Origin of the sequence: Mesorhizobium sp. LHD-90 (assembly GCF_030929505.1) — a bacterium.
Classification (GTDB): Bacteria; Pseudomonadota; Alphaproteobacteria; order Rhizobiales; family Rhizobiaceae; genus Kumtagia.
On sequence record NZ_JAVFVV010000009.1, the window covers coordinates 144895 to 169432 of the forward strand.

Annotated in this window: 24 protein-coding genes; 10 read left to right on the forward strand and 14 right to left on the reverse strand. The window is 65.7% G+C overall.

Annotation, left to right across the window (positions count from 1 at the left end):
- Positions 1–211: 211 nt before the first annotated feature.
- Genes RB623_RS14550 through RB623_RS14565 form a run of 4 tightly spaced genes read right to left on the reverse strand, consistent with a single transcriptional unit; the run spans position 212 to position 3655 of the window.
- Positions 212–934: a ribulose-phosphate 3-epimerase gene (locus RB623_RS14550; RefSeq protein WP_308057581.1), complete on the reverse strand. Its 723-nt coding sequence runs from the start codon at positions 932–934 to the stop codon at positions 212–214.
- Positions 931–1761 (reverse strand): alpha/beta hydrolase, encoded by an 831-nt coding sequence (locus tag RB623_RS14555; protein ID WP_308057582.1) that lies wholly within the window; start codon positions 1759–1761, stop codon positions 931–933. Before RB623_RS14555 ends, RB623_RS14550 begins: the two co-directional genes overlap by 4 nt.
- Complete coding sequence (locus RB623_RS14560; RefSeq protein ID WP_308057583.1) at positions 1758–2579, reverse strand: sugar phosphate isomerase/epimerase; 822 nt, start codon at positions 2577–2579, stop codon at positions 1758–1760. Before RB623_RS14560 ends, RB623_RS14555 begins: the two co-directional genes overlap by 4 nt.
- The gene (locus tag RB623_RS14565; protein ID WP_308057584.1) at positions 2579–3655 is read right to left on the reverse strand and encodes a Gfo/Idh/MocA family oxidoreductase; all 1077 of its coding nucleotides are present in this window, start codon (positions 3653–3655) and stop codon (positions 2579–2581) included. The genes RB623_RS14560 and RB623_RS14565 overlap by 1 nt, the downstream gene beginning before the upstream one ends.
- Before the next feature lie 356 nt (positions 3656–4011).
- Between RB623_RS14565 and RB623_RS14570 the strand changes: the two genes are divergently transcribed.
- The 7 genes from RB623_RS14570 (at position 4012) to RB623_RS14600 (ending at position 10605) form a co-directional block, all read left to right on the forward strand.
- Complete coding sequence (locus RB623_RS14570) at positions 4012–4932, forward strand: tagatose-bisphosphate aldolase (RefSeq protein ID WP_308057585.1); 921 nt, start codon at positions 4012–4014, stop codon at positions 4930–4932.
- A 5-nt stretch (positions 4933–4937) separates the two neighbouring features.
- Positions 4938–5807, forward strand: a complete 870-nt coding sequence (locus tag RB623_RS14575) for an ROK family protein (protein ID WP_308057586.1) — start codon at positions 4938–4940, stop codon at positions 5805–5807.
- Positions 5808–5811: 4 nt separating this feature from the next.
- Positions 5812–6339, forward strand: coding sequence for an AAA family ATPase (locus RB623_RS14580; RefSeq protein WP_308057587.1), 528 nt, complete (start codon positions 5812–5814; stop codon positions 6337–6339).
- Positions 6340–6381: 42 nt separating this feature from the next.
- Positions 6382–7380 (forward strand): sugar kinase, encoded by a 999-nt coding sequence (locus tag RB623_RS14585; protein WP_308057588.1) that lies wholly within the window; start codon positions 6382–6384, stop codon positions 7378–7380.
- Positions 7377–8657, forward strand: coding sequence for a D-tagatose-bisphosphate aldolase, class II, non-catalytic subunit (locus tag RB623_RS14590; protein WP_308057589.1), 1281 nt, complete (start codon positions 7377–7379; stop codon positions 8655–8657). Before RB623_RS14585 ends, RB623_RS14590 begins: the two co-directional genes overlap by 4 nt.
- Before the next feature lie 154 nt (positions 8658–8811).
- On the forward strand, positions 8812–9813 hold the full coding sequence (locus tag RB623_RS14595; RefSeq protein ID WP_308057732.1) for a LacI family DNA-binding transcriptional regulator: 1002 nt from the start codon (positions 8812–8814) through the stop codon (positions 9811–9813).
- A gap of 63 nt (positions 9814–9876) precedes the next feature.
- The gene (locus tag RB623_RS14600) at positions 9877–10605 is read left to right on the forward strand and encodes an SDR family oxidoreductase (protein WP_308057590.1); all 729 of its coding nucleotides are present in this window, start codon (positions 9877–9879) and stop codon (positions 10603–10605) included.
- Between the two features lie 34 nt (positions 10606–10639).
- Here the strand turns inward: RB623_RS14600 and RB623_RS14605 are convergent, their stop codons facing one another.
- From RB623_RS14605 to RB623_RS14650, 10 genes are all read right to left on the reverse strand, one after another.
- Positions 10640–11386 (reverse strand): ATP-binding cassette domain-containing protein, encoded by a 747-nt coding sequence (locus RB623_RS14605; RefSeq protein ID WP_308057591.1) that lies wholly within the window; start codon positions 11384–11386, stop codon positions 10640–10642.
- Complete coding sequence (locus RB623_RS14610) at positions 11379–12425, reverse strand: ribose ABC transporter (protein WP_308057592.1); 1047 nt, start codon at positions 12423–12425, stop codon at positions 11379–11381. The genes RB623_RS14605 and RB623_RS14610 overlap by 8 nt, the downstream gene beginning before the upstream one ends.
- Before the next feature lie 69 nt (positions 12426–12494).
- Positions 12495–13484, reverse strand: coding sequence for an ABC transporter substrate-binding protein (locus RB623_RS14615; RefSeq protein WP_308057593.1), 990 nt, complete (start codon positions 13482–13484; stop codon positions 12495–12497).
- 273 nt (positions 13485–13757) lie between these two features.
- Entirely contained in the window at positions 13758–14192 is a 435-nt protein-coding gene (locus RB623_RS14620; RefSeq protein WP_308057594.1) for a type II 3-dehydroquinate dehydratase, read from the reverse strand.
- Between the two features lie 10 nt (positions 14193–14202).
- Entirely contained in the window at positions 14203–15504 is a 1302-nt protein-coding gene (locus tag RB623_RS14625; protein ID WP_308057595.1) for a TRAP transporter large permease, read from the reverse strand.
- Entirely contained in the window at positions 15501–16019 is a 519-nt protein-coding gene (locus RB623_RS14630; protein WP_308057596.1) for a TRAP transporter small permease subunit, read from the reverse strand. The genes RB623_RS14625 and RB623_RS14630 overlap by 4 nt, the downstream gene beginning before the upstream one ends.
- A 119-nt stretch (positions 16020–16138) precedes the next feature.
- Positions 16139–17125 (reverse strand): TRAP transporter substrate-binding protein DctP, encoded by a 987-nt coding sequence (gene dctP, locus RB623_RS14635; protein WP_308057597.1) that lies wholly within the window; start codon positions 17123–17125, stop codon positions 16139–16141.
- Between the two features lie 49 nt (positions 17126–17174).
- The gene (locus RB623_RS14640; protein WP_308057598.1) at positions 17175–18161 is read right to left on the reverse strand and encodes a sialic acid TRAP transporter substrate-binding protein SiaP; all 987 of its coding nucleotides are present in this window, start codon (positions 18159–18161) and stop codon (positions 17175–17177) included.
- Positions 18162–18183: 22 nt separating this feature from the next.
- Entirely contained in the window at positions 18184–19071 is an 888-nt protein-coding gene (locus RB623_RS14645; protein WP_308057599.1) for an SMP-30/gluconolactonase/LRE family protein, read from the reverse strand.
- The gene (locus RB623_RS14650; protein WP_308057600.1) at positions 19068–19976 is read right to left on the reverse strand and encodes a shikimate dehydrogenase; all 909 of its coding nucleotides are present in this window, start codon (positions 19974–19976) and stop codon (positions 19068–19070) included. Before RB623_RS14650 ends, RB623_RS14645 begins: the two co-directional genes overlap by 4 nt.
- Positions 19977–20418: 442 nt before the next feature.
- Here RB623_RS14650 and RB623_RS14655 point away from each other — a divergent pair, with 442 nt between their 5' ends.
- From RB623_RS14655 to RB623_RS14665, 3 genes are all read left to right on the forward strand, one after another.
- Complete coding sequence (locus tag RB623_RS14655; protein ID WP_308057601.1) at positions 20419–21099, forward strand: TetR/AcrR family transcriptional regulator; 681 nt, start codon at positions 20419–20421, stop codon at positions 21097–21099.
- Between the two features lie 189 nt (positions 21100–21288).
- A complete protein-coding gene (locus RB623_RS14660) occupies positions 21289–22215 on the forward strand; it encodes a hypothetical protein (protein ID WP_308057602.1) in 927 nt (308 codons plus the stop codon).
- 247 nt (positions 22216–22462) lie between these two features.
- Complete coding sequence (locus RB623_RS14665; RefSeq protein WP_308057603.1) at positions 22463–24373, forward strand: TIM barrel protein; 1911 nt, start codon at positions 22463–22465, stop codon at positions 24371–24373.
- The last annotated feature ends 165 nt before the right edge of the window (positions 24374–24538 follow it).

Below are 24538 nucleotides of genomic sequence, written 5' to 3' on the forward strand. Positions count from 1 at the left end.
CGCAGGGCTGCGCAGCGCGCGCTCAGCCGTGGAGTGCTTCGCCGGAAACGGAGCGGTCGGATGTGTCCTCGTCCTGCGCGATCGCAATCGGCGCGCCGGGCTCGCCTTCCCAAAGAATCAGGCTGGCGGCGCCGATGAGCCCGGCATTGCCGCCGAGCCGGGCCGCGCAACTCCGTGCCGCCGAGATCGAAGGCGAGGGCGACTTTTGCCATCAGGCTGCGACCTCCAGCCCGTGCAGCCAGGCGATGCGCTGGGCGAGATCGGGATCGCCGAAGGCCAGCGAGCCCAGCACCACGGTCTCGGCGCCGGCGGCGCGCAGGCGCGGCACCGTCTCGTGGCGGATGCCGCCATCGGCCGCCAGCACGATGTCTTGTTCGCGGCCGGCCTGCCGCATCAGCGCGCGCGCTTCGGCGAGGCGCGGGCAGGCCTGGTCGGACAGGCTCTGGCCCTTGACGCCGATCGAGGTGCCGAGCAGCGTGAAGAAGGCGACATGCGGGATGAACGGCGCGGCCGCGGCCACCGGCGTTTCCAGCCGCAGCACCACGCCGGCCTCGGCGCCGAGCTCATGCGCCAGCCTGACCGCGCGCAGGCCGGTCTCGCCGTTCTCGGCGTGGACGCTGATCAGGTCGGCGCCGGCCTCGATGAACTGGCGCGTCTGTTCCTCGACGATCTCCTTCTCGACCATCAGATGAACATGAATCGGCTTGTCGGTCAGTTTGGCGATGCGCGCGACGAAATCGGGAAAGAACAGGAAACCCGGGGTGAAGCGGGCGTCGGCGACGTCGATATGATGCAGATCGACATGATCTTCGATGCGCTTGAGGTCGCGTTCCATGTTGGCGAGGTCGGCCGACCACAGCGAGAACTCGCCGAGCAGCCGGTCGCGGGGCAGGGCGGCGATCGCGGCGCGGCCGGAAAGGGGTTTGGTCGTCATGAGGATGCACCGTTGGGGATGTCGAAATGGCTGTTCAGGAAGGCGGCGATCGCCGCCTGCACCTCGGCGAAATGGCGGTCCTTGTCGCCGGCCTTGGGCGTGATTTTGCGGAAGGCGGCGCCGGGAATGGCTGCGGCGAGTGTCCGCGCCATGGGCAGCGGATGGATGGCGTCCATCTCGTTGCCGATCACCAGCGTCGGAATGGCGAGCGCGGCAGCTTCGGCTTCGGAGGTGCCCGGTCCGTCGCTGGAAATATCCGCCAGTACCTCGGCGAACCGAAAAATGTCGGGCCGGTCGAAATAGCCGAGCAGCGAGTTCAGGTTGTCCGGGGCTTCGGCTTTCAGCCGTGCTGCCGTGTTCGACCACTCGAAGGTGGTTCGCGCCTCGGCGAGCGGATGGTTCTTGATCAGCCGCGCGACTTCGCCGATCGGCGCGAGGTTTTCGGGGGCGGAACAAAATGTCCAGGCGGGACGCACCAAGATCAGGCCACCGATGCGATCCGGATGGCGGGCGGCAAGCCGCAGCGCCAGCGCCGCACCCATCGAAATGCCGCCGGCGACAAAGCGCCCGATGCCGGCCCGATCGGCGGCGGCAACGATGTCGTTGGCGAACAGGGCGAAGGAGAAGGGGCGCTTGCTTCCCAGGTTGGAGCCGCCATGACCCCGGCATTCCAGCGTCAGCCGCCGGCAGGGGAGCGATGCCGGAAATGTCTGCGCCACCTGCGCCTCGTCGCCGCCCAGGCCGTGCTGGAACACCACCGCCGGGCCTTGCCCGGTGTCGAAGATTTTTAGCGCGGCATCGTCGCGGCCGAGCGTGGCTACGGTCATCGCATCAGCCCCGTCAGGAATCGGGCTACACCGGGCGCCTCCTCGGACGAGAGACCGTGGGTGACCAGCGGACCATCGAAGCCAGTTTTCTTCAGCCGGGCGGCGAAATCGGAAAAATCGACGACGCCCTGGCCGGCCGTGGCGAAGCGGCCGTCGGCGTGCCGGTCCTTGGCATGCGCCATGGCGACATGGCCGGCGCTGCGCTCGACCGCGTCCGCGACGATGACGCGGGCCTGACCGGGCGTCGCCTGCTCGAACAGGTTGGCCGGGTCGAGCACGATCTTTAGCCGGGAAGATCCCATCTCGGCGATCAAGCGCATGGCGTCGGCGGCCGAGGTGACGACGTTCGCCTGTTCCGGCTCGATGCCGAGGTCGACATGACAGCGTTCGGCGAGCTCCAGCGCCTTTTCCATCTCGCCGGCCATGTCGGCCCAGGCGGAAGGATCGGCGTTGCCGGGATGGTGCGCCCACTGGTCGTCGGGATCGCGGGTGCCGGTGCACAGCGTGACCAGCGGTATCGACAGCGTCGCCGCGACCTCGATCACCACGCCCAGCCGGTGCATTCCGTCGTCCCGGACAACCTTATCGGGATGGGCCATGTTGTAGGTGCCGGACAGCGCCGCCAGCGACACGCCGGATGCCTTTGCCGCTGCCGCTATCGCGGCGATCGTTTCCGCCGGCACCGCCTCCGGCATCGACGGCAGGCCGGCGCAGGCGAGATTGAACTGCGTGGTCGCATAACCCGCCTTGCGCACCGCCGCGAGCACGCCGGTGGGGTCGGTGCCTGGAAACGTCTTGGCGAAAATCCCGATCTGCATCAGACCGCGCCCGTCACCGAGGCGAGCTCGACCCGCTCGCCGCTTTCCACCGAGCGGGCGATCGCCACCATGGCGCGGATCGAGGCGATGCCATCCTCGACGTCGGCGCCGCGCATCGGCGCGCCTGTCAGCACCGTGTCGGCAAAACCCTCGAGCTGGCGGCGATAAAAATGCCCGTCGGCGCCGAGCGGTTTTCGCACGGTCGCGTCCTTCTCGTGGAAAATCTCGACCTCGCTCGAGCGGAAGAACCAGGGATTGAACGTTTTCGCGATCACCGACCCGTTCTCGCCGTAGAGCTGAAAACCCTCGTGCCAGTCCATGCGCACCGCCACCGTCAGGTCGAGATGGCCGAGCGCGCCCGAGGCGAATTCCGTCTCGACGAACCAGCAATAGGCGCCGAAGCGCTCGGCGAGGCGGGCACGCACGGCGACGATGTCGCCGCACAGGAAGCGCGCCGTGTCGACCAGATGCGAGCCGTGCGCCAGCATGAAATATTGCCGCAGATCCGCCTTCGGGTTGCCGGACGGTTTTCTGGCCAGCTTGCTGGTGACCGGCAGCGGCTGCACGGCGTCGGTATTGGTATAGCGGTGGGTGGAATCGCAATACCACGCCTTCAGCGCCAGCACCTCGCCGATCTCGTCGCGGACAAAATCGCGCGCCGCCTCGATCGGCTGGTCGAAGCGTTTCATATGGCCGACCTGCAGGATCTTTCCGGTGCGCCTCACCGCCTCCGCGAGTTGTTGGCCTTCCTCGACGGAGACGCCGATCGGCTTCTCGCACAGCACATGTTTGCCCGCCTCCAGCGCCTTGATCGACATCGGCACGTGATAGGCGTCGGAGGTGGCGACGATCACCGCGTCCAACTCCGGATCGGCCAGCATCCTGTCGTAGTCGTCATGGAGCTTTTGCGGCTCCCAGGCGGCGCCCATGCGCTGGAGCAGATCGGGCGCGACATCGCAGATGGCATAGAGGTCGGCATTCCTGGCCTTGGTGCAGGATTCGAAATGCGCGAACTGGGCGATCGGCCCGGCGCCCAGCACGCCCACGCGCAGACGGCGTTCGTCTTTTTTGATCATGGTCGGTCCTTAGAGCAATGTCCGATCAGATACGGCGCGTCGACGACGCGCCGCAAGGCCAAACTCTTACGGCGAATTTCGACACATCTGGTAGGTAGCGCAAATTCTTGTCGCATGTAAAATTTGGTTACGTCCGGGAAACCTCGCCTATGGGCGCCCGAACGCCGTGCTGCCGTCGCGGGGACATTCCTGCGCGCGCCACCAGCCGTGACAGGTCGCTTGGCGTCGGATAAACTTTACGCACGGCGATTTCAATATTGACACGAGTAAATTTTTACTGGAATATCCGCCCGCTTGCCGCAATGGGCCCGCACGGCTTATCGCGGCCCTGCCGACACCTCAATTGGAATGCCGCCATGTCCGAAATGACCACCTCCGAACGACGCGGCTACCAGCAGATTTGCGGCGCCAATGGTTTGATCATGGCGATCGCCTGCGACCAGCGCGGCGGCATCCGCAAGCTGCTCGCCGCGACGCCGGAGGAAGAGGCGAAAATCACCGACGGCATGCTGGGCGACACCAAGGCCGACGTGGTGCGCTATCTCGCCAGCCATGCGCCCTGCATATTGCTGGATGCGGTCTGCGCCGTGCCGCGCGTCGTCGACGAGGGCGTGCTGCTGCGCGACGTGGCGCTGCTGATCGGCCTCGACGCATCCGGTTACGACACCGACGACAACGGTTTCTGGCAGTCGCGGCTGACACCCGGCCTGACCGCGCGGCGCGTCCGCGAGTTGGGCGGCACCGGCGGCAAGATCATGGTCTATCTGCGCGCCGACCGGCCGGAAGCCAATCGCCACAACATGGCGATCATCGAGCAGTGCATCGCCGATTTCGCCCGCGAGGATCTGCTGCTGGTGGTGGAGTTTTTGACCTATGCACTGCCGGGCGAGGACAAGGCGGCCTATGCGGAAAAGTTCCCGGCGCTGATCGAGGGCGGTACGCGCCTTTGCCTCGATGCCGGCGCAAAAGTGCTGAAGCTACCTTATCCCGGCAGCGCGGAGTCCTGCGCGGCGATCACCGCCATGTGCGGCGCTGTGCCGTGGTCGGTGCTGTCGGCGGGCGTGGACCACGAGACCTTTCTCGGCCAGGTCGAGGTCGCCATGGCGAACGGCGCGGCGGGCGTCATCGCCGGCCGCGCGTTGTGGAAGGATTGTGTTTCGCTCGACCGCGACCGCCAGCGCGAGTTGCTGGTCAGCCGGGCGGTGCCGCGGCTCAGGCAGATCCAGGCTGTGCTGGATCGCTATCCCCGCAACCTGCCGCTCGGCGCGGCCGCCTGATCCATATGGCCACCGCCATCGGCGTCGACGTCGGCGGAACCCGCGTCCGCGTCGCGCGGGTCGATGCGGCCGGTCAGGTGCTGGTCCGGCTGGAACAGCCGACGGCTGGCGCGCCGGATTTGGTCTGCGCGCAGATCGAAGACCTCGTCCACGCCCTCGACGATGCGACGGTGGAAGCGGTCGGCATCGGTGTGCCGGGACGCGTCGATATCAGCCGCAACCGCATGATGTCCGGCGGCTACGTCGATCTCTCATCCATTGACCTAGGCAGTATCCTTGCGAAAACCTTCGGGCGGCCGGTCGTGCTCGACAATGACGGCAACATGGCGCTTTACGCCGAACATGCCATCGGCGCTGCGCGGTCGGCCGGAACGGCGGTGATGTTCACCATCGGCACCGGCATCGGCGGCGCCGTCCTTGCTGACGGCAGGATCTTGCGGGGCAGGGCGGCCGCCGGCCAGCTCGGGCACCTGACCGTCGACAGTAACGGTGCGCGCTGTCTGTGCGGACGGCGCGGCTGCGTCGAGACGACCAGTTCCGGCACCGCCCTGGCCGGCCATCTGGCTGCGGCGGGGCTGCCAGCGGCGACCTCCGTGGACAAGCTGCTCGAAGAGTCCCGCAATGCGTCCGCGGCTGCCGGGTCGGTGCTGGCCGCCTGGGCCGGGCCGATGCGGTTCGCCATCGATACGGCGATCGCCGCCTTCGATCCCGAAATGGTCGTTCTAGGCGGCGGCCTGGGTGCCGCGATGCACGAGGCCCTGGCGCAGATTCCAGACGAAGCGGTGTGGTATCGCTGCCCCGTCGTGCCGGCGGCGCTGGGCGACCGCGCCGGCGTCATCGGCGCCGGCCTGGCGGCGCTGAGCCGGCAAGGATGAGCCGATGAAGCGCGTGCTTCTGGTCAACGGTGTGCCGGCATCGGGAAAGAGCAGCGTCGCCCGCGTTCTGGCGCAGGCCGGCGGCTGGCCGCTGCTCACGCTCGACACGGTCAAGGAGGCGTTGTTCGCGCATCTCGGAACCGGCGACCGCGACTACAACCGCCTGCTCGGCAAGGCCAGCTATCAGGCGATCTTTGCCCTCATCGGCGATTTTCCGGAAGGCAGCACGGCCGTGGTCGACGCCTGGTTCGGCTTCCAGCCGACCGATGTGCTGAACACCCATCTGGAGAAGGCAAAAATATCCCGCGTCGCCGAGGTCTGGTGCCACGCGCCGCCGGCTGTGATCGGAAAACGCTACGGGTCCAGGCTGTCGAAGCGCCATGCCGGCCATCTCGGCGAGTCCTACGTGCCCGAACTGATCGAACTCGCCGGCCGCGCCGCCCCGCTTGGCGCCTGGCCGCTGTTTAGGGTAGACACGACGCGGCCGTTGGACCTTCCCGGGCTGATGGACTGGGTCGAGTCCCTCCAATAACCGTCACCGCCACGCCGGCGTTCAGCAACAGAGTTCTTGGCGATGCCCGCAGAGTCGATCGACACCCGGACCAGGCTGGCGCCCGATGCGCTCGGGCCCACCATCGTGGTTGGCGAGATTCTGGTGGAGATCATGGCCCGCACACGCGGCAACGGCTTTCTCGAGCCGATCAACCTGGTCGGTCCCTTTCCCAGCGGCGCGCCGGCGATCTTCATCGACCAATGCGCAAAGATCGGCGGGGCGGCGGGCATAATCGCCTCGGTCGGCGACGACGATTTCGGCCGCCTCAACGTCGAGCGGCTGCGCGCCGACGGCGCCGATGTCTCGGCGATCTCCGTAAATCCCGACTATCCGACCGGTAGCGCCTTCGTCCGCTACCGCGCCGACGGCTCGCGCGACTTCGTCTACAACATCGCCAAATCCGCGGCGGGGCTTCTGGCGTTGACGGCTGAAGCCAAAACCATGATCGCGCGCGCCGGCCATTTGCATGTCATGGGCACGGCGCTGGCCATTCCCGAAGTCTGGGCGATCCTCGAGCACGCCATCGGCGTTATCAAGCGGCGCGGCGGCAGCATCTCGCTCGATCCGAACCTGCGCAAGGAACTGCTTGGCGGGCAGACCGAGGAGCGGTTCGCGAGACTGATCGAAGTTGCCGACCTGCTGCTGCCCTCCGGCGACGAGCTGTTCGTTGCCGCGCGGGCCGACGGCGAGGCGGCTGCAACGGCGGCCCTGTTCGCCAAGCATGCCACGGAGATCGTACTGAAACGCGGCGAGGCCGGCTCGACCTTCTTCGGCGCCGACGGTTTTCGCGTCGATTGCCCGGCCTTCGTGGTGGACGAGGTCGACCCGACGGGGGCCGGCGACTGTTTCGGCGGCGCCTATGTCGCCTGCCGGCGGCTTGGCATGCCGGCGGCGATCGCGCTGGACTACGCCAACGCCGCCGGCGCGCGCAACGTCGCGGTGCTTGGCCCCATGGAAGGCGCCGGTTCGCGGCAACAACTCGACGCATTCATCGCGACCACGCCGAGGCGCGGCGCATGAAAATTCTGATGGACCTTGCCGCCTCGCGCCGCAACGGCTCGCCGAAGGGAATTGTCTCGGTCTGTTCCGCGCATCCGCTGGTGATCCGCGCTGCGGCCCGCAATGCCGCGAAACATGACGACACGCTGCTGATCGAGGCGACCTGCAACCAGGTCAACCAGTTTGGCGGCTATACCGGCATGCAGCCGGCGGATTTCGTCGCGCTGGTCAACCGCATCGCGACGGAGGAGCGACTGCCGGGCGAGCGCATCATTTTTGGCGGCGACCATCTCGGTCCGAATCCGTGGCGCAAGGAAAGCGCCGACAGCGCCCTGGAGAAGGCTGAAGCCATGGTGGCCGCCTATGTCGCGGCGGGTTTCCGAAAAATCCATCTCGACGCCTCGATGGGCTGCGCCGGCGAGCCGGCCGCACTCGACGACGCCACCACCGCCACGCGTGCCGCGCGCCTGGCTCGGGCAGCCGAGGACGCAGCGGCTTCGACCGGTGGGCCGATGCCGGTCTACATCATCGGTACCGAAGTGCCTCCGCCCGGCGGCGCCGACCATGCGATCGGCGCGCTTGAACCGACCGGCCCGGCCGCGGCGCGGCGGACGATCGAGATCCATCGCACGATCTTTGTCGAAAACGGTTTGCACCAGGCGTTCTCACGGGTCATCGCGCTCGCCGTGCAACCCGGCGTCGAGTTCGGCAACGAGAACGTCGTGCTTTACGACCGCGCCAAGGCGTCCGGCCTGACGCGCCTGCTCGATGCGGTCCCGCAATTCGTCTACGAGGCGCATTCGACCGACTACCAGGGCCGTGCGCCGCTCCGCCAGCTCGTCGAGGACGGCTTTCCGATCCTCAAGGTCGGGCCGGAACTGACCTTCGTGCTGCGCGAGGCGCTGTATGGGTTGGATCTCGTGGCTTCCGACCTTGTGCCGGACTATGGCGAGCGTCCGCTGTATCATGCCATGGAGCGGCTGATGCTGGCTCTGCCCGGCCATTGGCAGGGGCACTATCACGGTCCGCCGGGCGAACGGCGGTTGCAGCGCCATTATTCCTATTCCGACCGTATCCGTTACTATTGGAACCAGCCCGAGGCGGAGGCCGCGGTTGCGCGGTTGCTCGACGCCTTGCGCGGTAGGAACGTTCCGGCGACGCTGATGCGGCAGCATCTCCCCGCGTTCTCGGATTTCGCGGGCAGGGCGCTCGATCCCGAGAGTCTGCTGGTGGCCGCGGTTCAGCGCGCACTCGACGACTATCGTTTTGCTTGTATGGGTGAGGTGGCTGCAAGCTGACGGCAGCAGGAACCGGCCGCGGCAGAAAATGCGCCGAGGTAACCTTAAAGTTTACACCCGTAAATTTATTCTGACCGTTGTAAACTTACGAGGCGACTGTTAGTCAGATGGGACAGCCGGAATCCAAGCCTTGCAATCGAAGAAGATCGGCACGATGGAAGAGTTTGCGCAGGCGGTCGGCCTGTCGCGGCCGACCGTTTCGAAATTCTTCCAGGATCCGATGTCCGTCCGCCCCAAGACGCGGGCCAGGATCGAGGCCGTCCTCAAGAAATCGGGATTCCGGCCGAACCTCTTCGCCGTGAACCTGAACCGGCGCAGGTCCAAGATCATCGGATTGATCATCCCCGATCCCACCGACCCGTTCTACATGACGCTGGCGCAGCGCGTGGAGACCGAGGCGACCAATGCGGGCTACCTTGCCCTGGTGCTGAGTTCCAACGGGCGCCCGGAGATCGAGGCGCGCGCCATCGAGACGATCACCGCGCTCAACGTCGCTGGAGCCCTTATCGCGCCGCTGGGCGAGACGTCGCACCGTGCACAGTTGAAGAGCCTGGCGCGCGAGACGCCCTTGATCTTCGTCGATGCTCCGCTCGATGAAGACGGTCCCTTCGTCGGCACCGACAACCATCAGACCATTCCGCTCATCACCGAATATCTGTGCCGGTCGGGCGAGCCGCCGACCTATCTGGAAATGCCCCGCACCAACAGGAATTCCTCCGACCGGCGCGCCGCCTATACCGCCACGATGGATCGGCTCGGGCTGGAGCCGTGCTATGCCGGCGTGCCGGCGTCGGACTGGGATTTCGAGAGGGTGGCGTTCGAAGAGACCGCGCGCATCCTGCGCGAGGGCGGTTTTGCCACCCGCACCGTGCTCTGCCCCAACGATCGCATGGCCCTCGGCGTGCTTGCTGCCATGTACGAGGCGGGGCTGAAGGTCGGCTACGGTCCGGACTGCGACTACCGCGTCGCCGGCCATGACAACCAGCGATTCAGCGCCTACACGGCGCCGCCGCTGACGACGGTCGCGCAGGACTGCGACGAGATGGGACGGGTCGCCGTCCGCATGCTGCTGGATCATATCGCCGGCGACGATCAGGTTGCCGGCGGCCAAAAGATCCTGCTGGCCGGTGCGCTGGTGCTGCGCAAGTCGGCCTGACGCGACGTTCGCCGGCCAGACGGCAGGTATGGATCGGGGGCGAGATCGAGAGGGGAGTCAGACATGCATCAATCGGTTTCAGGGAAGGTTGCGCTCGTCACTGGCGCCAGTTCGGGCATCGGGCGCGCCGCCGCACTGGCGCTCGCCGAGGAAGGAGCGGATCTGGTACTGGTTGGGCGCTCGGCGGACCGCCTGGAGGCGGTGGCGGCAAATGCCGGCGGCAAGGCGTTGGTCCTGCCGGCGGACCTTTCACGCTCGGCCGATGTCGATCGGGTCGTCGCCGACGCCCTCGCCCGCTTCGGCCGGATCGACATCCTGCTTGCAAATGCCGGGCTCTACATCCCGGGAGATGTCGTCGACGGCGACGCGGACGCATGGGACACAATGTTGTCCGTCAACGTCAACAGCGTGTTTCGGCTGGTACGTGCCGTCCTGCCGGGCATGATCGCGCGCAGAAGCGGCGACGTGATCGTTACCTCGTCGATTTCCGGGCATCAGGCCCTTCATTGGGAACCGGTCTATTCGGCCTCCAAACATGCGATCCAGTCCTTCGTGCACGGATTGCGCAGGCAGGTGGCTCCGCACAACATCCGCGTCGGAGCGGTGGCGCCCGGCGTCGTGCTCAACGAGCTGTGGGGCTACCACGATCCGGCCGCGATCGAAGCCAAGGCCGAGGCGCATGAAGGGCTTCGCTCGGAAGACGTGGCCGACGCGATCCTATACATGCTGACGCGACCGGCCAACGTCACCATCCGCGACCTGGTAATCCTGCCCCAGAACCAGGATATCTGAACCGCGGAACGGGCGCGTCCGCCGAGGCCCGCGCCTATTTTCCGACCATCAGCCTGACGATCTCGTCGCCCGTCGTCTCCGTCGGTATGCGCTCGCCGGCATTCTCGCCGCGCCGGAACACCACGATGCGGTCGGCGACCTCAAAAATGTCGCGCAGATTGTGCGAGATGAAGATGACCCCCTTGCCCGCGGCCTTCAGCGACTGGATCAGCGACATGACCTTGCGCTGCTCGGGCACGCCAAGCGCCGCCGTCGGCTCGTCCATGATCACCAGGCGCGCATTCCAGTACATCGCCCGGCCGATCGCCACCGCCTGCCTTTGCCCGCCCGAGAACGCCGCCACAGGCGCATCGAGCCGGTCGACGTGGAAGTCGAGGCGATGCATCGTCTCGCGCGCCGCCTCGGCCATCTTCTTGCGATCGAGGATCGGCAGGAAGCCGAACAGTTTTGTCATCGGCTCGCGGCCCAGGAAGATGTTGGCGCCGATAGACAGATTGTCGGCGAGCGCGAGGTCCTGGTAGATCGTCTCGATGCCGTTGTCGCGGGCCTCCTCGGGGGTCGAGAATGCCACCCGCTTGCCGTCGAGCAGTATGTCGCCCTCCTCGTAGCCGAAGACGCCCGAGATCGCCTTGATCACGGTGGACTTGCCGGCGCCGTTGTCGCCGGCCAGCGCAACGACCTCGCCCGGGAGTACATCGAGCGAGACGCGGTTCAGGGCCTGCACGCCGCCAAAATGTTTGGAGACGTTGCGGACCGAAAGAATGGGAGCCTGTTCACTCAACCTGCCGCCCTCCAATGAACCGCCGCTGCGCCTGGTCTACCAGAACCGAGATGATGATGACGAGACCGACTGCGATGAACTGCCAGAACGGCTCCACGTTGACGAAGACAAGTCCGTAGTCGATGACCGCGATCACCAGCGCGCCGGCGACGGTGCCCCAGATAGTGCCCGAGCCTCCGAAAAGGCTGGCGCCGCCGATCACCACCGCGGCAATCGAGAGCAGCAGGAGCGGTTCGCCGGCCTGTGGCGCGCCGGCCGAGAAGCGGCCGGTGTATAGGACGCCTGCGATGCCGGCCATCACCGCCGACAGGACATAAATCTTGATCGTCAGCCGCTTGACGTTGATGCCGGCACGGCTGGCGGCGGCCTTGCTGGCGCCGAGCGCGTAGGTGTGCTGGCCGAAACGGGTCTGCGACAGGATGTAGTGCAGAACGAGGCAGCAGATCACCGCCAATATCACGAGGACCGGCAGTCCGAGCACCCGGTCGTTGCCGACCGACGAGTACCAGCGGTTGGATATGGCGATGGTCATGCCGCCGGCGATCAGGTAGGCGGCGCCGCGCGCCACGCCGTACATGCCGAGCGTGCCGATGAACGGCGGCACCTTGAGAAACGCGATCAGCCAGCCGTTGACGAGTCCCGGGATCGCCGCCATGCCGACACCGGCCGAAACGCCAACGAGCATTGCGGCGAGTGGCGGCAGCCCCAGTTGCTGGGCGGCCCAGTTCGCGGTGTGGGCGGCGATCACCGACGCGAACCCCATCACGAAGCCCAGCGACAGGTCGATGCCGGCGGAGATGATGACGAAGGTCTGGCCCAGCGCCAGGATCAATGGCGCCGCCGCGGCGACAGAGATGGCGCGCAAATTGTAGGTGTTGAAGAGGAAGGTCGCGCCGTAGGCGATCTGCGACCAGATCTCGAAGAACAGCACGAGGACAGCCAGGAAGATCCAGGCGCGCTGCTCGGCGATGACGAGCAAAATCCTTCGCCAGCGGGTCAACGGCACGCCCGTGCCGGCCAATGTCGTTGCGGTCGCCATAATCCTCCCCGTCTCAAAAGCTCCGGCCGCCGCTGTTGGCGGCGACCGGGTCAAGGACCATTCCCGGTCCTACTCGCTCTTGTAGAGATACCGGTTGACGTTCGGATCGTCGATGTTGGCCGCCGTCATGACGGTGAAGCCCGTGCCGATATGCGTCGGGACCGGATTGCCGGTGGCATGGGCGTAGCCGGCCATGAAGCCGAAATAGCCGATTTCCGCCGGATGCTGGGCGATGGTCAGCTCGAAGGTTCCGTCCTTGAGCTGCTCGACGATCGATTCCGGCGCATCGAAACCGGCCATCTTGACCTTGCCGGCGACGCCCGCCTGCTTGGCGCCGTTGGCGGTGCCGCCGGCCGAGAACAGGTTCGCGCCGAACACGCCGGCGAGGTCGGGCACGCGGCCGAGCACGGCCTGGAACTGCGCGGCCGCCTTGTTGGCGTCGTCGTCGTTGAACTGCGTCTCCAGGATCTCGATGTCCTTGTGCTGGGCCATTTCCAACTTGAAGCCTTCCTCACGCTGGTCGGTGGTCGAGATGCCCGGCTTGACGTTGGAGACGTAGACCTTGCCCTTCTCGCCGATCGCCGTTGCGAGCGCGCGCGCCGCCATGCGGCCGCCGAGCACGTTGTCGGAGGCGACATAGGAAATCGGGAAATCGGCGTCGCCGGCGCCGGTCTGGAACACGCCGTTGCCGATGAAGGTGTCGACGCAGACGACCGCGATGCCCGCTTCGTGCGCCTTGCGCAGCGGCTCGATCATCTGGGTCTTGTCGTTGGGCGCGATCAGGATGGCGGCAGGCTTCTTGGCGATGACCGCTTCCAGGATCGGCACCTGGAGCGACACGTTCCATTCCGCCGCGCCCTGATAGATCAGTTGCGCGCCGACCGCCTCGGCCGCGGCCTGGGCGCCCTTGTGCATGGTGACGTAGAAGCCGTCGGCGGTCAGGCCGGGGATCAGGGCGATCGTCGGCTTGTCCTGGGCCGAAGCCCGTCCCGCGGTCAGAATCGCCGGCGCGGCAAGGCCGGCGGCTCCCATAAATTTAACGAATGAGCGACGCTCCATTTGCAGTTCTCCTCCCGAGTGAAAACCATAGGAACAAGGCCAAGGCAGGCCGTCCCCGAGAATGAGGATTGCAATATTCTTAATCTTCGTCAACTCTATTTTTTACATGCGTAAACTATCTGGCAGCGCAAGGCCGCCTGCCCGCAAGGCGGGCCATGTCGCTGTCCCACGGGGCCGCTGGATGGCCTCGTCTTGAGTCGAAAAGTCAGCCAATTGGAGCAATGTCCGGCTGGTATCGGGACGCTACGCCGGTCGGTAGCCTGGATGCAACATCTACTCGCGCATCTGGTCGAGAAGCCATTTGATGGCTAGCGCATAGCCGCCTGGCCCAAGCCCCGCCAGAACCGCCGTGGCCACCGTCGAAACCAGAGACTTATGATAGATCTCCTCGCGGCGGTGTATGTTGGAAATGTGGAACTCGACGATCGGGCCGGGGAACATCTTGAGCGCGTCGAGAAGCGGGATGGACCGGAAACTCAGTCCCGCCGGATTGATCAGGATGCCGGAGCCCTCGTCGATCGCCTCATGTACCCAGTCGACAAGCTGATGTTCGGCGTTCGACTGGTGGAAGCGGATTGGCCTGTCTCCCGCCGCCTGGCGGCACATCGCCTCGATTTCCGCAAGCGTCGTCGTGCCGTAGATCTCGGGTTCGCGCTTGCCGAGGCGATTGAGGTTGGGCCCGTTGAGGACGAAGATCGGCTTGGTCATCTGGCCTCCGTCAGCCCTGGTAACCGAAAAGGCGCGGCAGCCACAGCACCACTTCCGGGAAGAAGGTGATCACGACCAGCGACAGGATCATCACGTAGAGGAACGGCAGCACGTCGCGCACGATGTCCCACAGAGGCACGTTGGCGATGCGGGTCATGATGAACAGCAGCAGCCCATAAGGCGGAGTCACCAGGCCGAGCATGATGTTGACGACGCACATCACCCCGAAATGGACGAGGTCGATGCCGAGCGCGTTGGCTGTCGGGATGAACACCGGCAGGATGACAAGGATGATCGTCGTCCCCTCCAGCACGCAGCCGAGCAGCAGCAGGATGATGTTGACGAGGATCAGGAAGCCGGTCGACGAGAGATCCCAGCTCGTCAGGATCACGCTGAGCGAGTGCGGGATGTTCTCGACGGTCACGACGTAGTTGAACACCAGCGCGCCGGCGATCAGCATGCCGATCGAGGCCGTCGTGCGGGCGCTCGCCAGCACCGATTTGTAGAAATCCAGGAAACTGACGCTCCGGTAGAGCACGACCGAGATGAACAGCGCATAGGCTGCCGCGACCGCGGCGGCCTCCGTCGGCGTGGTTACGCCCGAATAGATTCCGCCCAGCAGGACCACCGGCATCAGCAGCGCCGGCAGGGCCCGCCAGGTGATGCCGGGGATCTCGCGCAGCGGCGTCGGCGGCTCGACCGGAAAGTTGCGGGTGCGCGCGTGGATGGCGACCAGAACCATCTGAAGCAGCGCCATCAAGAGGCCGGGGATCACGCCGCCGAGGAACAGGTAGCCGATCGAGGCATCCGAAACGAGCGCGTAGATGATCATCGGGATCGACGGCGGGATGATCGGCCCGATGACCGCCGTCGCCGCCGTCAAGGCCGCCGCGTAGCTTGCGGGGTACTTGCCGTCGGCCGTCATCATGTTCTGCATGATCTTGCCGGAACCGGCGGCGTCCGCGATGGCCGAACCGCTCATGCCGGCGAAGATGATCGACTGCAGCACGTTGACCTGCGCCAGCCCGCCGCGGAAACGTCCGACGATCGCATTGCAGAACGTCATCAGCCGCTCCGTCATCGAGCCGATGTTCATCAGTTCGGCGGCCAGGATGAAGAGCGGCACGGCAAGGATGATGTAGTTCGAATACATCCCGTTGAGGAACTGCTCGGCGGCGGTGCCCATGTCGAGGCCCGCCATCAGCAGGTAGAGGATCGATCCGGCGATCATGGCGTGCCCGACCGGCAGGCCAAGCAGGGCGAGCGCCGTGATCGCGACGATGGAGATTGAGAACGGGCTGGCGAAGCTCATACGCCTGATCCTGCCTTGGTGGGATCGAATTCTTCAGGCGCGGAACCGCGCAGAACCCGCCAGGAGAGCCACAGGTAGCGCACGATGATGGCGACGACGAAGACGATGTAGATCGAGAACAGCCAGTCGAAGCGGATCTTCAGGTAGGCGCTCTTCTCGACCTTCATGAAGGTGACGTAGTCCAGCACGGCCGGAAAGGAGATCCCGTAGAGGAAGATCAGCGAGGCGGCGCAGATCAGGAACATGACGCTACGGGTACGCGCGCCGACCGAGGCGTAGATGAGATCGAAACGCATCTCCTCCTGCTCGGTCAACACGAAGGCGGCTCCCCAGAGCACGATCCAGATCCAGAGGATGGCGCTGATCTCGTTGGTCCAGCCGGTCGGCCAGTTCAGCACGTAGCGGAACAGGATCTGCAGCAGGAAAGCGAAGAACATCACCGCCAGCATCGCCGCCAGCACGTTTTCCGCGCGCCGGTATAGCCAGTCGCTGGCCCTGCGCAGTCTTGGGTCCATCGTCATCCTCCTGGGAAGTCACCGCTGCCCGGGCCGGCGCCGGGGCGCCAGCCGGAGCTATCCCATGCTTGCGTTCCGGAAAGGAGGGCCGGACGGTCCGCCGTCCGGCCCTCCTCGGCTCACAGTGCGTTGATCTTGTCGATCATGCCCGCCGGCCACGCCTTGGCCAGGTCGGAGGCGAGGTACTGCTCCTGCACATGCTTGCGGAAGGCCGCGACGTCGGGCTCGTAGATCTTCAGACCCTTGCCCTTGAAGGTCTCGACGAGTTCCTTCTCGCGCGCCAGGTGTTTCTCGGTCGAGAAGTCGATCGCCGCGTCGGCCGCTGCCTGCACCTTCGCCTGCTTCTCCGCGCCCATCTCGTCCCATGCCTTCTTGGAGACGACCAGGAGATCGAAGCCGACCAGATGAGAGGTCAGCACGATCTGCGACATGACCTCGTAGAACTTCATGTTCTCGACGTTGGGCAGCGGATTGTCCTGGCCGTCGATGGCTCCCGTCTGCAGGCCGGTGTAGACCTCGGCATAGGCCATCGGCGTCGGGTTGGCGCCGAGCGCGGTGCCGAGGAACTGCCAGGCGTCGCCGCCAGGCATGCGCAGCTTCACGCCGGCCAGGTCGGCGGGTGTCTTGATCTCCTTGTCCGGCTTCAGCCCGACCTGGCGCACGCCGAAGTAGGTCGGGCCAAGAACCTTGATGCCGAGCTGGTCCTCGGCCATCTTCTTCAGCTCCGCGCCGGCCTCGCTGGCGAAGAACGCCTTGAGGTGCGCCGCGTCGCGGAATAGGTAGCCGGCGGTGACGATGGACCAGGCCGGAACCTGCTTGGAGATGTCCTGCGGGGCGATGTTGCCCATCTCGAGGTTGCCGCGCTGCAGCGCGACCAGCTCGGTGCCCTGCTTGAACAGATTGCCGCCGTAGTAGCCCTCGAAGACGAAGTCGTCCTTCGTGGCGTCGGCGAACATCTTCATCATTTCGGCGCGGATGTCCTGCTCGGAGAACACCGCGGAGAAGCGCAGCTTGGGCTTGTCCTGGGCGAAGGCCGGCGCGGCCATCGCCATGGCGAGCATGCCGGCGCCGATCAGCAGCCGGCGGCGTGTCGTTTCGAAGCTCATGGTTTCATTTCCTCCCTGTTGCAACTTCCAGGTGGCCGGCGCCCGCTTCTCAGAGGGCGTTGATCCGTTCCACCATTCCTTCCGGCCAGTCCTTTGAAAGCGGAGAAGCCAGATACTTCTCGTTCGAATAGGCCCGGAATGCGTCGACATCGGGCGTATAGACGTCCAGCCCGGCGCCCTTGAAGAAGTCGATCAGCTCCGCCTCCTGCTTGAGGTATTCGGCGTTGCTCCATTCGAAGGCCGCGTCGGCGGCGTCCCGGATCTTCTTCTGCTGGTCCGGCGTCAAGGCGTCGAACACCTTGGCGTTGATCATCAGCAGCCCGAAGCCGACATTGTGGCCGGTGAGCGCGATCTGGTTCGTCACCTCGTGGAACTTCATCAGCTTGTTGTTGGGCAGCGGGTTGTCCTGGCCGTCGATCGCGCCGGTCTGAAGCCCCGTGTAGACCTCGGCATAGTCCATCGCGACCGGGTTGGCGCCGATCGACTCGCCCAGGAACTGCCAGGCCTCGCCGCCGGGCATGCGCAACTTCACGCCGGCCAGGTCTTCCGGCGTGTTGATCTTCTTGTCGCCCTTGAGGTTGACGTGGCGCGCGCCGTAATAGGCCGGCGCCAGCACGACGACGCCCATCTCGTCGCGCGCCATCTTCTTGAACTCGTCGCCGATCTCGCTGTCGAAGATCGCCTTCATGTGGGCGGCGTCGCGCACAAGGTAGGCGGCAGTCAGGATCGAGAAGGCGGGAACCTGCTTGGCGAAGTCGGACGGCGGCATCAGCGCCATCTCGAGGTTGCCGCGCTGCACCGCGACGATCTCCGTGCCCTGCTTGTAGAGCGTCGAACCGAAGTACGGCTCGAAGACGAAGTCGTCGCCGATCTGCTTGGCGAAGATGTCGACCAGCGCGACCGAGCGCGGAGCGTCGGCGGTGGTCGAGTCGGCGAAGCGCAGCTTGATCGGTTCGGCCATCGCCTGGCCCGCGGCCGCAAGCATGCCCAGGGCCGCGGCGCCTGCCAGCAAGGTACGTCTCGTGAATGAAGTCATGAATTCCTCCAGAATGCTTCCGTCATCCGAAGCGGTGCTCCGGCAAGCCTTGCCCGACGCCGTCTATGGCGAGCAGCGCGCCGGCGAGCGGCTGCGCCGCCAGTTGTGACTCGCTCAGGAATTTCCGGGCGGTGGTCACGTAGAGCGTTTTCAACCCGGGCCCGCCGAAGCAGAGGCACGTCGGATTGCTCACCGGCACGGCGATCGTCCGGTCGACGCGCCCATCCGGACGGTAGCGGACGATGCGGCCTCCGGCGAAGAAGGCCGCCCAGATACAACCGTCGACGTCGACGCAGGCGCCGTCCGGACGGTCGCCGGTCGCGCTGTAGTCGGCAAAAATCCGCCTGTTGCTGATCGCTCCGTCATCGGGATCGAGATCGTAGGCGTAGCTTGTGTAGCGGCGCGTGTCGGTGAAATAGAGCGTGCGACCGTCGGGCGCGAAAGCGATGCCGTTGGAGACGACGATGTCCGTCTCCATCCGTGTCGCCGTGCCCTCCGGATCGACGCGGTAGAGCGATCCGTTCGGCAAGGACAGGCCGTTGTCCATCGTGCCGACCCAGAAGCGGCCCTGCGCATCGACCCTGCCGTCGTTCAGACGGTTGTCGGACCCGCGCTCCAGCGAGAGCAGATCGCAGCGGTAGCCGGTGTCGGCGTCGCGGGCGTAGAGCGTCAAGTCCTCGGCCAGCAGCCGGTCGCCGGCTTTGGTCAGCGCCTGCGTGCCGGCAAAAATTCCCGGCAGCGGTGTCCGTTCGTGCGCTCCGGTCGCCGGGTCGAAGGACTGCAGCTTCGGTTCCTCGATGTCGATCCACCAGAGCTTCCGGGTGCGGTCGCACCACAGCGGCGTCTCGCCCAGCCGGTCGTGGCTCGGCACGGCACATTCGATGTGGTATCCGGCCGCATGCACGTTCATGCCGCCGCCTCGAAATGGTCCGCCATCGCGCGCCGGTCGGCCTTCCGGCCGGTGAACAGTTCGAAGGCGCGGACGGCCTGGCCGATCGCCATGCCGATGCCCGGCAGCGTTCGGCATCCGACGGCACGGGCCGCGCGCAGCAGTTCGGTTTCGGCCGGGAAATAAATGATGTCGGCAACCCATTTTTCCGGCGTGAGCAGGGCCGTGTCGAACGGCGTGCCGGGATATTTCGCCATGCCGACCGGAGTGGCGTTGACTATGCCGTCCACCGCCGCGACGGCCCCCGCCGCGTCCCTCTCCGTGCGGACCCGGCGCGGAAAGCGCGCCGTCATCCGTTGCGCGAGATCGTCGGCCCGCGACGCATCGCTGTCGACGACGACAAGGTCGCGCACGCCGAGTTCCATCAACGCATAGGCGACCGCCGCCCCCGCGCCGCCGGCGCCGAACATCGCCACCCTCTCCAACGGGGCGCCGGCCATCGCCTCGCGAAAACTCTCGGCAAAACCCCAGGCGTCGGTGTTGTGGCCCTGTTTGCGCCCGTCCGCGAACACGATCGTATTGACCGCGCCGATCGCCCGCGCTTCCGGCGACAGGCCGTCCAACGCGGGCATGACGGCCTGCTTGAACGGGTGGGTAACGTTGAGCCCCTGGAAGCCGGTGGCCTGCGCCGCCGCGACCACGTCGCCGATCGCTTCATCCGGCAGCGCCAACCCGTCGAAATCGAGCAGGCGATAGGAATAGCCGATGCCCAGGCGCTGCGCTTCGCGCTCGTGCATGCCGGGCGTGCGGGAGGATTGGATGCCGCGGCCGACGAGACCGACGACCACGTGCTCACGGCCGGATACGGCCGTTCCGCGATGCCCGGCCGCGATGCGACGGAACAGGTCGACAAGCTTGTCGGCCATCTGCGCCAGGTTCCTCCCAAAGCGAACCGGTCCAGGGTTCGCACGCGGTCCGCCGGACCGCACTTGTGTTCGCGCGGATGCCGCCGTTAGAGCAGTTTGCACTCAGGTCGGCTCATTCTGTTTCTCGTTTGGCGAGGCGATCCACGAGGAGGATGGCGCGGGTCGTGCTGGTGGCACGGCCAAGTCCATCCGACGACGTGGGCGCCCGCCAAACGGAAACCCGGAGGGCCGGGCCGGTTTGGGCCAAATCCATCGGGCTTCGTCTTGTCCGGGCCACCAGCCCGACCTGCGACGAAGCCCTCGACCTTGGCCCAAACCGTCGCCGGCAGAATGGGTCGACATGAATGCAAACTGCTCTAAACAGATGCACCCGATGTCGGAATGATGTACGAACTAGATAGTACAGTCAATTGCCCGCGCGGCCGGAGGAGTTGGAAAGTTCATGACTGTCGCCAAGACTGATAAATCGAAGCCGGATGCCGGCGCGGCGCGCGTTCCGGACCCGGAAGGGACGCGCCGCAACATCCTGGAGATCGCATCCAAGGAGTTTGCCCTCAACGGGCTGTCGGGCGCGCGCATCGACGAGATCGCGGCGCGGACGCGATTCAGCAAGCGCATGATCTATTATTATTTCGGCGACAAGGAAGGCCTCTACCTGCGCGCGCTCGAGGATGCCTACCGCCAGGTGCGCGAGGGGGAAGCCCATCTCGACATCGAAGGTCTTTCCCCTGTCGCGGCCCTGACCCGCCTGGTCGAGTTCACCTTTGACCATCATCACCGGCACGAGGAGTTCATCCGGATGGTGATGATCGAGAACATCCACCACGGCCAGTATCTCAAACAGTCGGAAGCGATCCGCGCGCTCAACGTGACGGCCATCGACCATATCTCGCGCATCTATTCGCGCGGTGTGGAGGACGGTATCTTCCGGCCGGGGCTCGACCCGGTCGAACTGCACTGGCAGGTCAGCGCGCTGTGTTTTTTCAACGTCTCCAACCGGGCCACGTTCTCGATGATCTTCGGGCGCGATTTCGGCGCCCCGGCGCAACTGGAGCGCCTCAAGCAAAACACCGTCGAGATGATGCTGCGCTTCGTCGCCAGGGGAGAGGCGCCGGCCGAATAGCGTATCCAGGGCAATCGCTTGAAGTTGCAGTGCTTAGGCAGGACTCGAATGTCCGCGCAAAGCGGAAATTGCAGTGGCGTTCTCGCCAAAGACGGCCTTCACAGTAGCGTCAAGAGGGATATGTTCCTAGGACTATTTACTTATTCACTGATCGGTGCGATGATCGCGCCGCCTTGAAGGAGGGCGGTGATGGGCGCGACTGCGGCGATCGACAAGAACTGGCAGGCGCTGAAGCGCTTGCTGGCCATGCTTGTCGGGATGGCCGAACTGGGTTTTGGGCTCGGACTGGGTGCTGGGGGACAAACTGCTGGGGGACAGTTTACTTTGTTTCCGCAGAAGGACGCGGCAGCTCAGAACGAGGCGCAGGCGGAAAAAAGTAAACTGTCCCCGGCACTTACATCGGCACTTACCCTTCCCCGCCATCTCTACCGCGCTATCCTCAAACTGCTGCGTCCGGCCGAATCCACGGCGCGGCGGCTGATCATCGCGGCGGCGCGGGGCCTCGTCGTGACCTTGCCGCCATTGCGCCCGCGAAAACCCAAAGAAGCCGCGATCCGGCGGGGACCCCGCGCCTTCATGCCGGTCGGGCCGAAGAAACGTACTTGGTCGACACCGCGCAGCATCAACCTGCCGCTGCTCGATCCGTTGCGCATGCCACGGCCCTGGAGCCATCCCATCCGGCCGAAAACCAAAAGCGTGCCGCGCATCTCGGGGCTCGATTTCGGCGCGCAACTCCGTCCCTTGCCTGCCCCGCCATCGCCCGACGATCCCGTCAATGCATCGCGGCTGGCCCTGCGGCTGGAGGCGCTGGGTCGGGCACTGGACGACCTGCCGGGCCAGGCCAGGCGGTTCGCCCGCTGGAAAGCGCGGCGCGACGACGCCGCGCAGGCGAGGCAAGCCCGCGCCCGCGCTATGGGCGCGCAAGACCAACAAGGCCGCGAGGCGTGGCGGCCTCGCCGCGTCTCGCCGCTGCGGCGCGGGCGTCCGCCCGGCGGCCGGCTGTCGCGCTACGATCCGACAGCCACTCATCCGCGCAACATCCGCGAGATCGACGAGATTTTGGCGCACGCCCACGCGCTGGCCGTCTACGCGCTGGAAAACCCTGACACGTCCTGACGCGCGGCCCCGGATCAAAAAACCCGAAGGATCGACGCCGGCGCGGATTTTTCGTGGCGTGGCGGCGATGAAGCTTGTGCCTGCCACCAGCGGGCGATGCGGTATTCGCTCCTGTTGCTCGTCTAGCCCGGTCAAGGGTTCGAGCGGTTGCCCTGACAGGCTATCCGGCCGTGCTTGCCCGTCCGCGCGCCTTGCTCTAGGATTGTACGAACTGGTTCGTACATGGCGGCTGAGCGGAGGAGCTCCGGTGAAAACCTCTATCGCGACTGTGTCGATCGCCGGCGATCTCGCGGAGAAGCTTAGCGCCATTTCAGCGGCCGGTTTCGACGGCGTCGAGATATTCGAGAATGATTTCCTGGCGTTCGACGGCTCGCCCCGCGATGTCGGGCGCATGGCCCGCGACGCGGGACTGACGATCACGCTCTACCAGCCGTTCCGGGACTTCGAGGGCCTGCCCGAGCCGCAACGCAGCCGGGCTTTCGACCGGGCCGAACGCAAGTTCGACGTGATGCAGGAACTCGGAACCGACCTGATGCTGGTCTGCTCCTCGGTGTCGCCGGTATCGCTCGGCGGGGTCGACCGTGCCGCCGCCGACTTCCATGAACTCGGCGAACGCGCCGCCAGCCGCGGATTGCGCGTCGGCTACGAGGCGCTGGCCTGGGGCCGCCACGTCAACGACCATCGCGACGCATGGGAAATCGTGCGCCGCGCCGACCACCCCAACATCGGGCTGATCCTCGATTCCTTCCACACGCTGGCGCGCAGGATCGATCTCGCCTCCATACGCTCGATCCCGTCCGACAAGATCTTCATCGTCCAGCTCGCCGACGCGCCGCTGATTGAGATGGACCTGCTCTATTGGAGCCGTCACTTCCGCAACATGCCTGGCGAAGGCGACCTGCCGGTCAGGGAATTCATGCAAGCCGTGGCGGCGACCGGCTATGACGGCTACCTGTCGCTGGAGATCTTCAACGACCAGTTCCGCGGCGGCTCCGCCAAGGCGATTTCGGCCGACGGCAGGCGTTCGCTGGTATGGCTGATGGACCAGGTGCGACGCGAGGAGCCGGCGCTCGACGTGGTCATTCCGGCGATGCCGGACCGGATCGGCGTCGAAGGGGTCGAGTTCATCGAATTCGCGGCCGATCGCCGGGGAGCCGCCGAACTGGGATCGCTGCTGGGCACGCTCGGCTTCGTCGAGGCGGGACGGCATGTCTCAAAGGATGTCGCACTCTATCGGCAGGGCGACATCAACATCGTCGTCAACACTGATCGACAGGGTTTCGCGCATTCCTCCTTCGTGGTTCACGGCATGTCGGCCTATGCGATCGGCCTGAAGGTCGAGGACGCCGCAGCGACCATGGCACGGGCGACGGCGTTGGGAGCGGAGATGTTCGACCAGCAGGTCGGCCCCGGCCAGTTGTCGATTCCCGCCATCCGCGGCGTCGGCGGAGGGCTGATCTATTTCCTCGACGGCAAGACCGACCTGGCGAAGGTGTGGGACATCGACTTCACGCCGCTCGCGGCGGCAAGCGCCGCCAAAGGTGTCGGCCTCACCCGCATCGACCATGTCGGGCAGACGATGAGCCAGGAGGAAATGCCAAGCTGGCTGCTGTTTTATGTCTCGATCTTTCGCACGACGAAGACGCCGATGGTCGACGTCGTCGATCCGGCCGGCCTCGTGCGCAGCCAGGTGATCGAAGGCCTGGACAAGCGCTTCCGCCTCACGCTGAACGGCGCCGAAAGCCGCAGGACGCTGGCGGGCCACTTCATCGCCGAAACCTTCGGGTCCGGCGTCCAGCATCTGGCGCTGGCGACCGACGACATTTTCGCGGCCGCCGGGCGGCTGCGGGCGAACGGGTTCAAACCCCTCGAAATATCCCCCAACTACTATGACGACGTGGAGGCCCGCTTCGGCCTTGAGCCGGAAGCCGCCGACCGGCTGCGCGCCGCCAACATCCTCTACGACCGCGACGACAGGGGCGAATTCTTCCAGCTCTATGCGCCGACCTTCGCGGAGGGCTTCATCGTCGAGATCGTGGAACGGCGAGGAGACTATGCGGGGTACGGCGCACCCAACGCGCCGTTTCGTATTGCGGCGCAGAAACGGCTGATGAGGCCGAAGGGCATGCCCAAGGTCGCGAGCGACGTTCTCCGATGACTGTTCATGCGGCGTCCGCTTGCGCTGGAAAGCGCTTCCATCAAGTTTTGCGTCCGGATGCCCGGCCGCTTCGGCATTGCCGTCATCCTGCGTGGGGCGGCCGAAATACTGTTTGCCTTGTCGCGCGATCAGCACCTCGTCGGAGCACGAGCAAAGCGAGCGTCG

Excerpts from the sequence above, each read along its gene's own strand:
- RB623_RS14550 (WP_308057581.1), bottom strand. The coding sequence starts at position 934 with ATGACGACCAAACCCCTTTCCGGCCGCGCCGCGATCGCCGCCCTGCCC.
- RB623_RS14555 (WP_308057582.1), bottom strand. The coding sequence starts at position 1,761 with ATGACCGTAGCCACGCTCGGCCGCGACGATGCCGCGCTAAAAATCTTC.
- RB623_RS14560 (WP_308057583.1), bottom strand. The coding sequence starts at position 2,579 with ATGCAGATCGGGATTTTCGCCAAGACGTTTCCAGGCACCGACCCCACC.
- RB623_RS14565 (WP_308057584.1), bottom strand. The coding sequence starts at position 3,655 with ATGATCAAAAAAGACGAACGCCGTCTGCGCGTGGGCGTGCTGGGCGCC.
- RB623_RS14570 (WP_308057585.1), top strand. The coding sequence starts at position 4,012 with ATGTCCGAAATGACCACCTCCGAACGACGCGGCTACCAGCAGATTTGC.
- RB623_RS14575 (WP_308057586.1), top strand. The coding sequence starts at position 4,938 with ATGGCCACCGCCATCGGCGTCGACGTCGGCGGAACCCGCGTCCGCGTC.
- RB623_RS14580 (WP_308057587.1), top strand. The coding sequence starts at position 5,812 with ATGAAGCGCGTGCTTCTGGTCAACGGTGTGCCGGCATCGGGAAAGAGC.
- RB623_RS14585 (WP_308057588.1), top strand. The coding sequence starts at position 6,382 with ATGCCCGCAGAGTCGATCGACACCCGGACCAGGCTGGCGCCCGATGCG.
- RB623_RS14590 (WP_308057589.1), top strand. The coding sequence starts at position 7,377 with ATGAAAATTCTGATGGACCTTGCCGCCTCGCGCCGCAACGGCTCGCCG.
- RB623_RS14595 (WP_308057732.1), top strand. The coding sequence starts at position 8,812 with ATGGAAGAGTTTGCGCAGGCGGTCGGCCTGTCGCGGCCGACCGTTTCG.
- RB623_RS14600 (WP_308057590.1), top strand. The coding sequence starts at position 9,877 with ATGCATCAATCGGTTTCAGGGAAGGTTGCGCTCGTCACTGGCGCCAGT.
- RB623_RS14610 (WP_308057592.1), bottom strand. The coding sequence starts at position 12,425 with ATGGCGACCGCAACGACATTGGCCGGCACGGGCGTGCCGTTGACCCGC.
- RB623_RS14615 (WP_308057593.1), bottom strand. The coding sequence starts at position 13,484 with ATGGAGCGTCGCTCATTCGTTAAATTTATGGGAGCCGCCGGCCTTGCC.
- RB623_RS14620 (WP_308057594.1), bottom strand. The coding sequence starts at position 14,192 with ATGACCAAGCCGATCTTCGTCCTCAACGGGCCCAACCTCAATCGCCTC.
- RB623_RS14625 (WP_308057595.1), bottom strand. The coding sequence starts at position 15,504 with ATGAGCTTCGCCAGCCCGTTCTCAATCTCCATCGTCGCGATCACGGCG.
- RB623_RS14630 (WP_308057596.1), bottom strand. The coding sequence starts at position 16,019 with ATGGACCCAAGACTGCGCAGGGCCAGCGACTGGCTATACCGGCGCGCG.
- dctP (WP_308057597.1), bottom strand. The coding sequence starts at position 17,125 with ATGAGCTTCGAAACGACACGCCGCCGGCTGCTGATCGGCGCCGGCATG.
- RB623_RS14640 (WP_308057598.1), bottom strand. The coding sequence starts at position 18,161 with ATGACTTCATTCACGAGACGTACCTTGCTGGCAGGCGCCGCGGCCCTG.
- RB623_RS14645 (WP_308057599.1), bottom strand. The coding sequence starts at position 19,071 with ATGAACGTGCATGCGGCCGGATACCACATCGAATGTGCCGTGCCGAGC.
- RB623_RS14650 (WP_308057600.1), bottom strand. The coding sequence starts at position 19,976 with ATGGCCGACAAGCTTGTCGACCTGTTCCGTCGCATCGCGGCCGGGCAT.
- RB623_RS14655 (WP_308057601.1), top strand. The coding sequence starts at position 20,419 with ATGACTGTCGCCAAGACTGATAAATCGAAGCCGGATGCCGGCGCGGCG.
- RB623_RS14660 (WP_308057602.1), top strand. The coding sequence starts at position 21,289 with ATGGGCGCGACTGCGGCGATCGACAAGAACTGGCAGGCGCTGAAGCGC.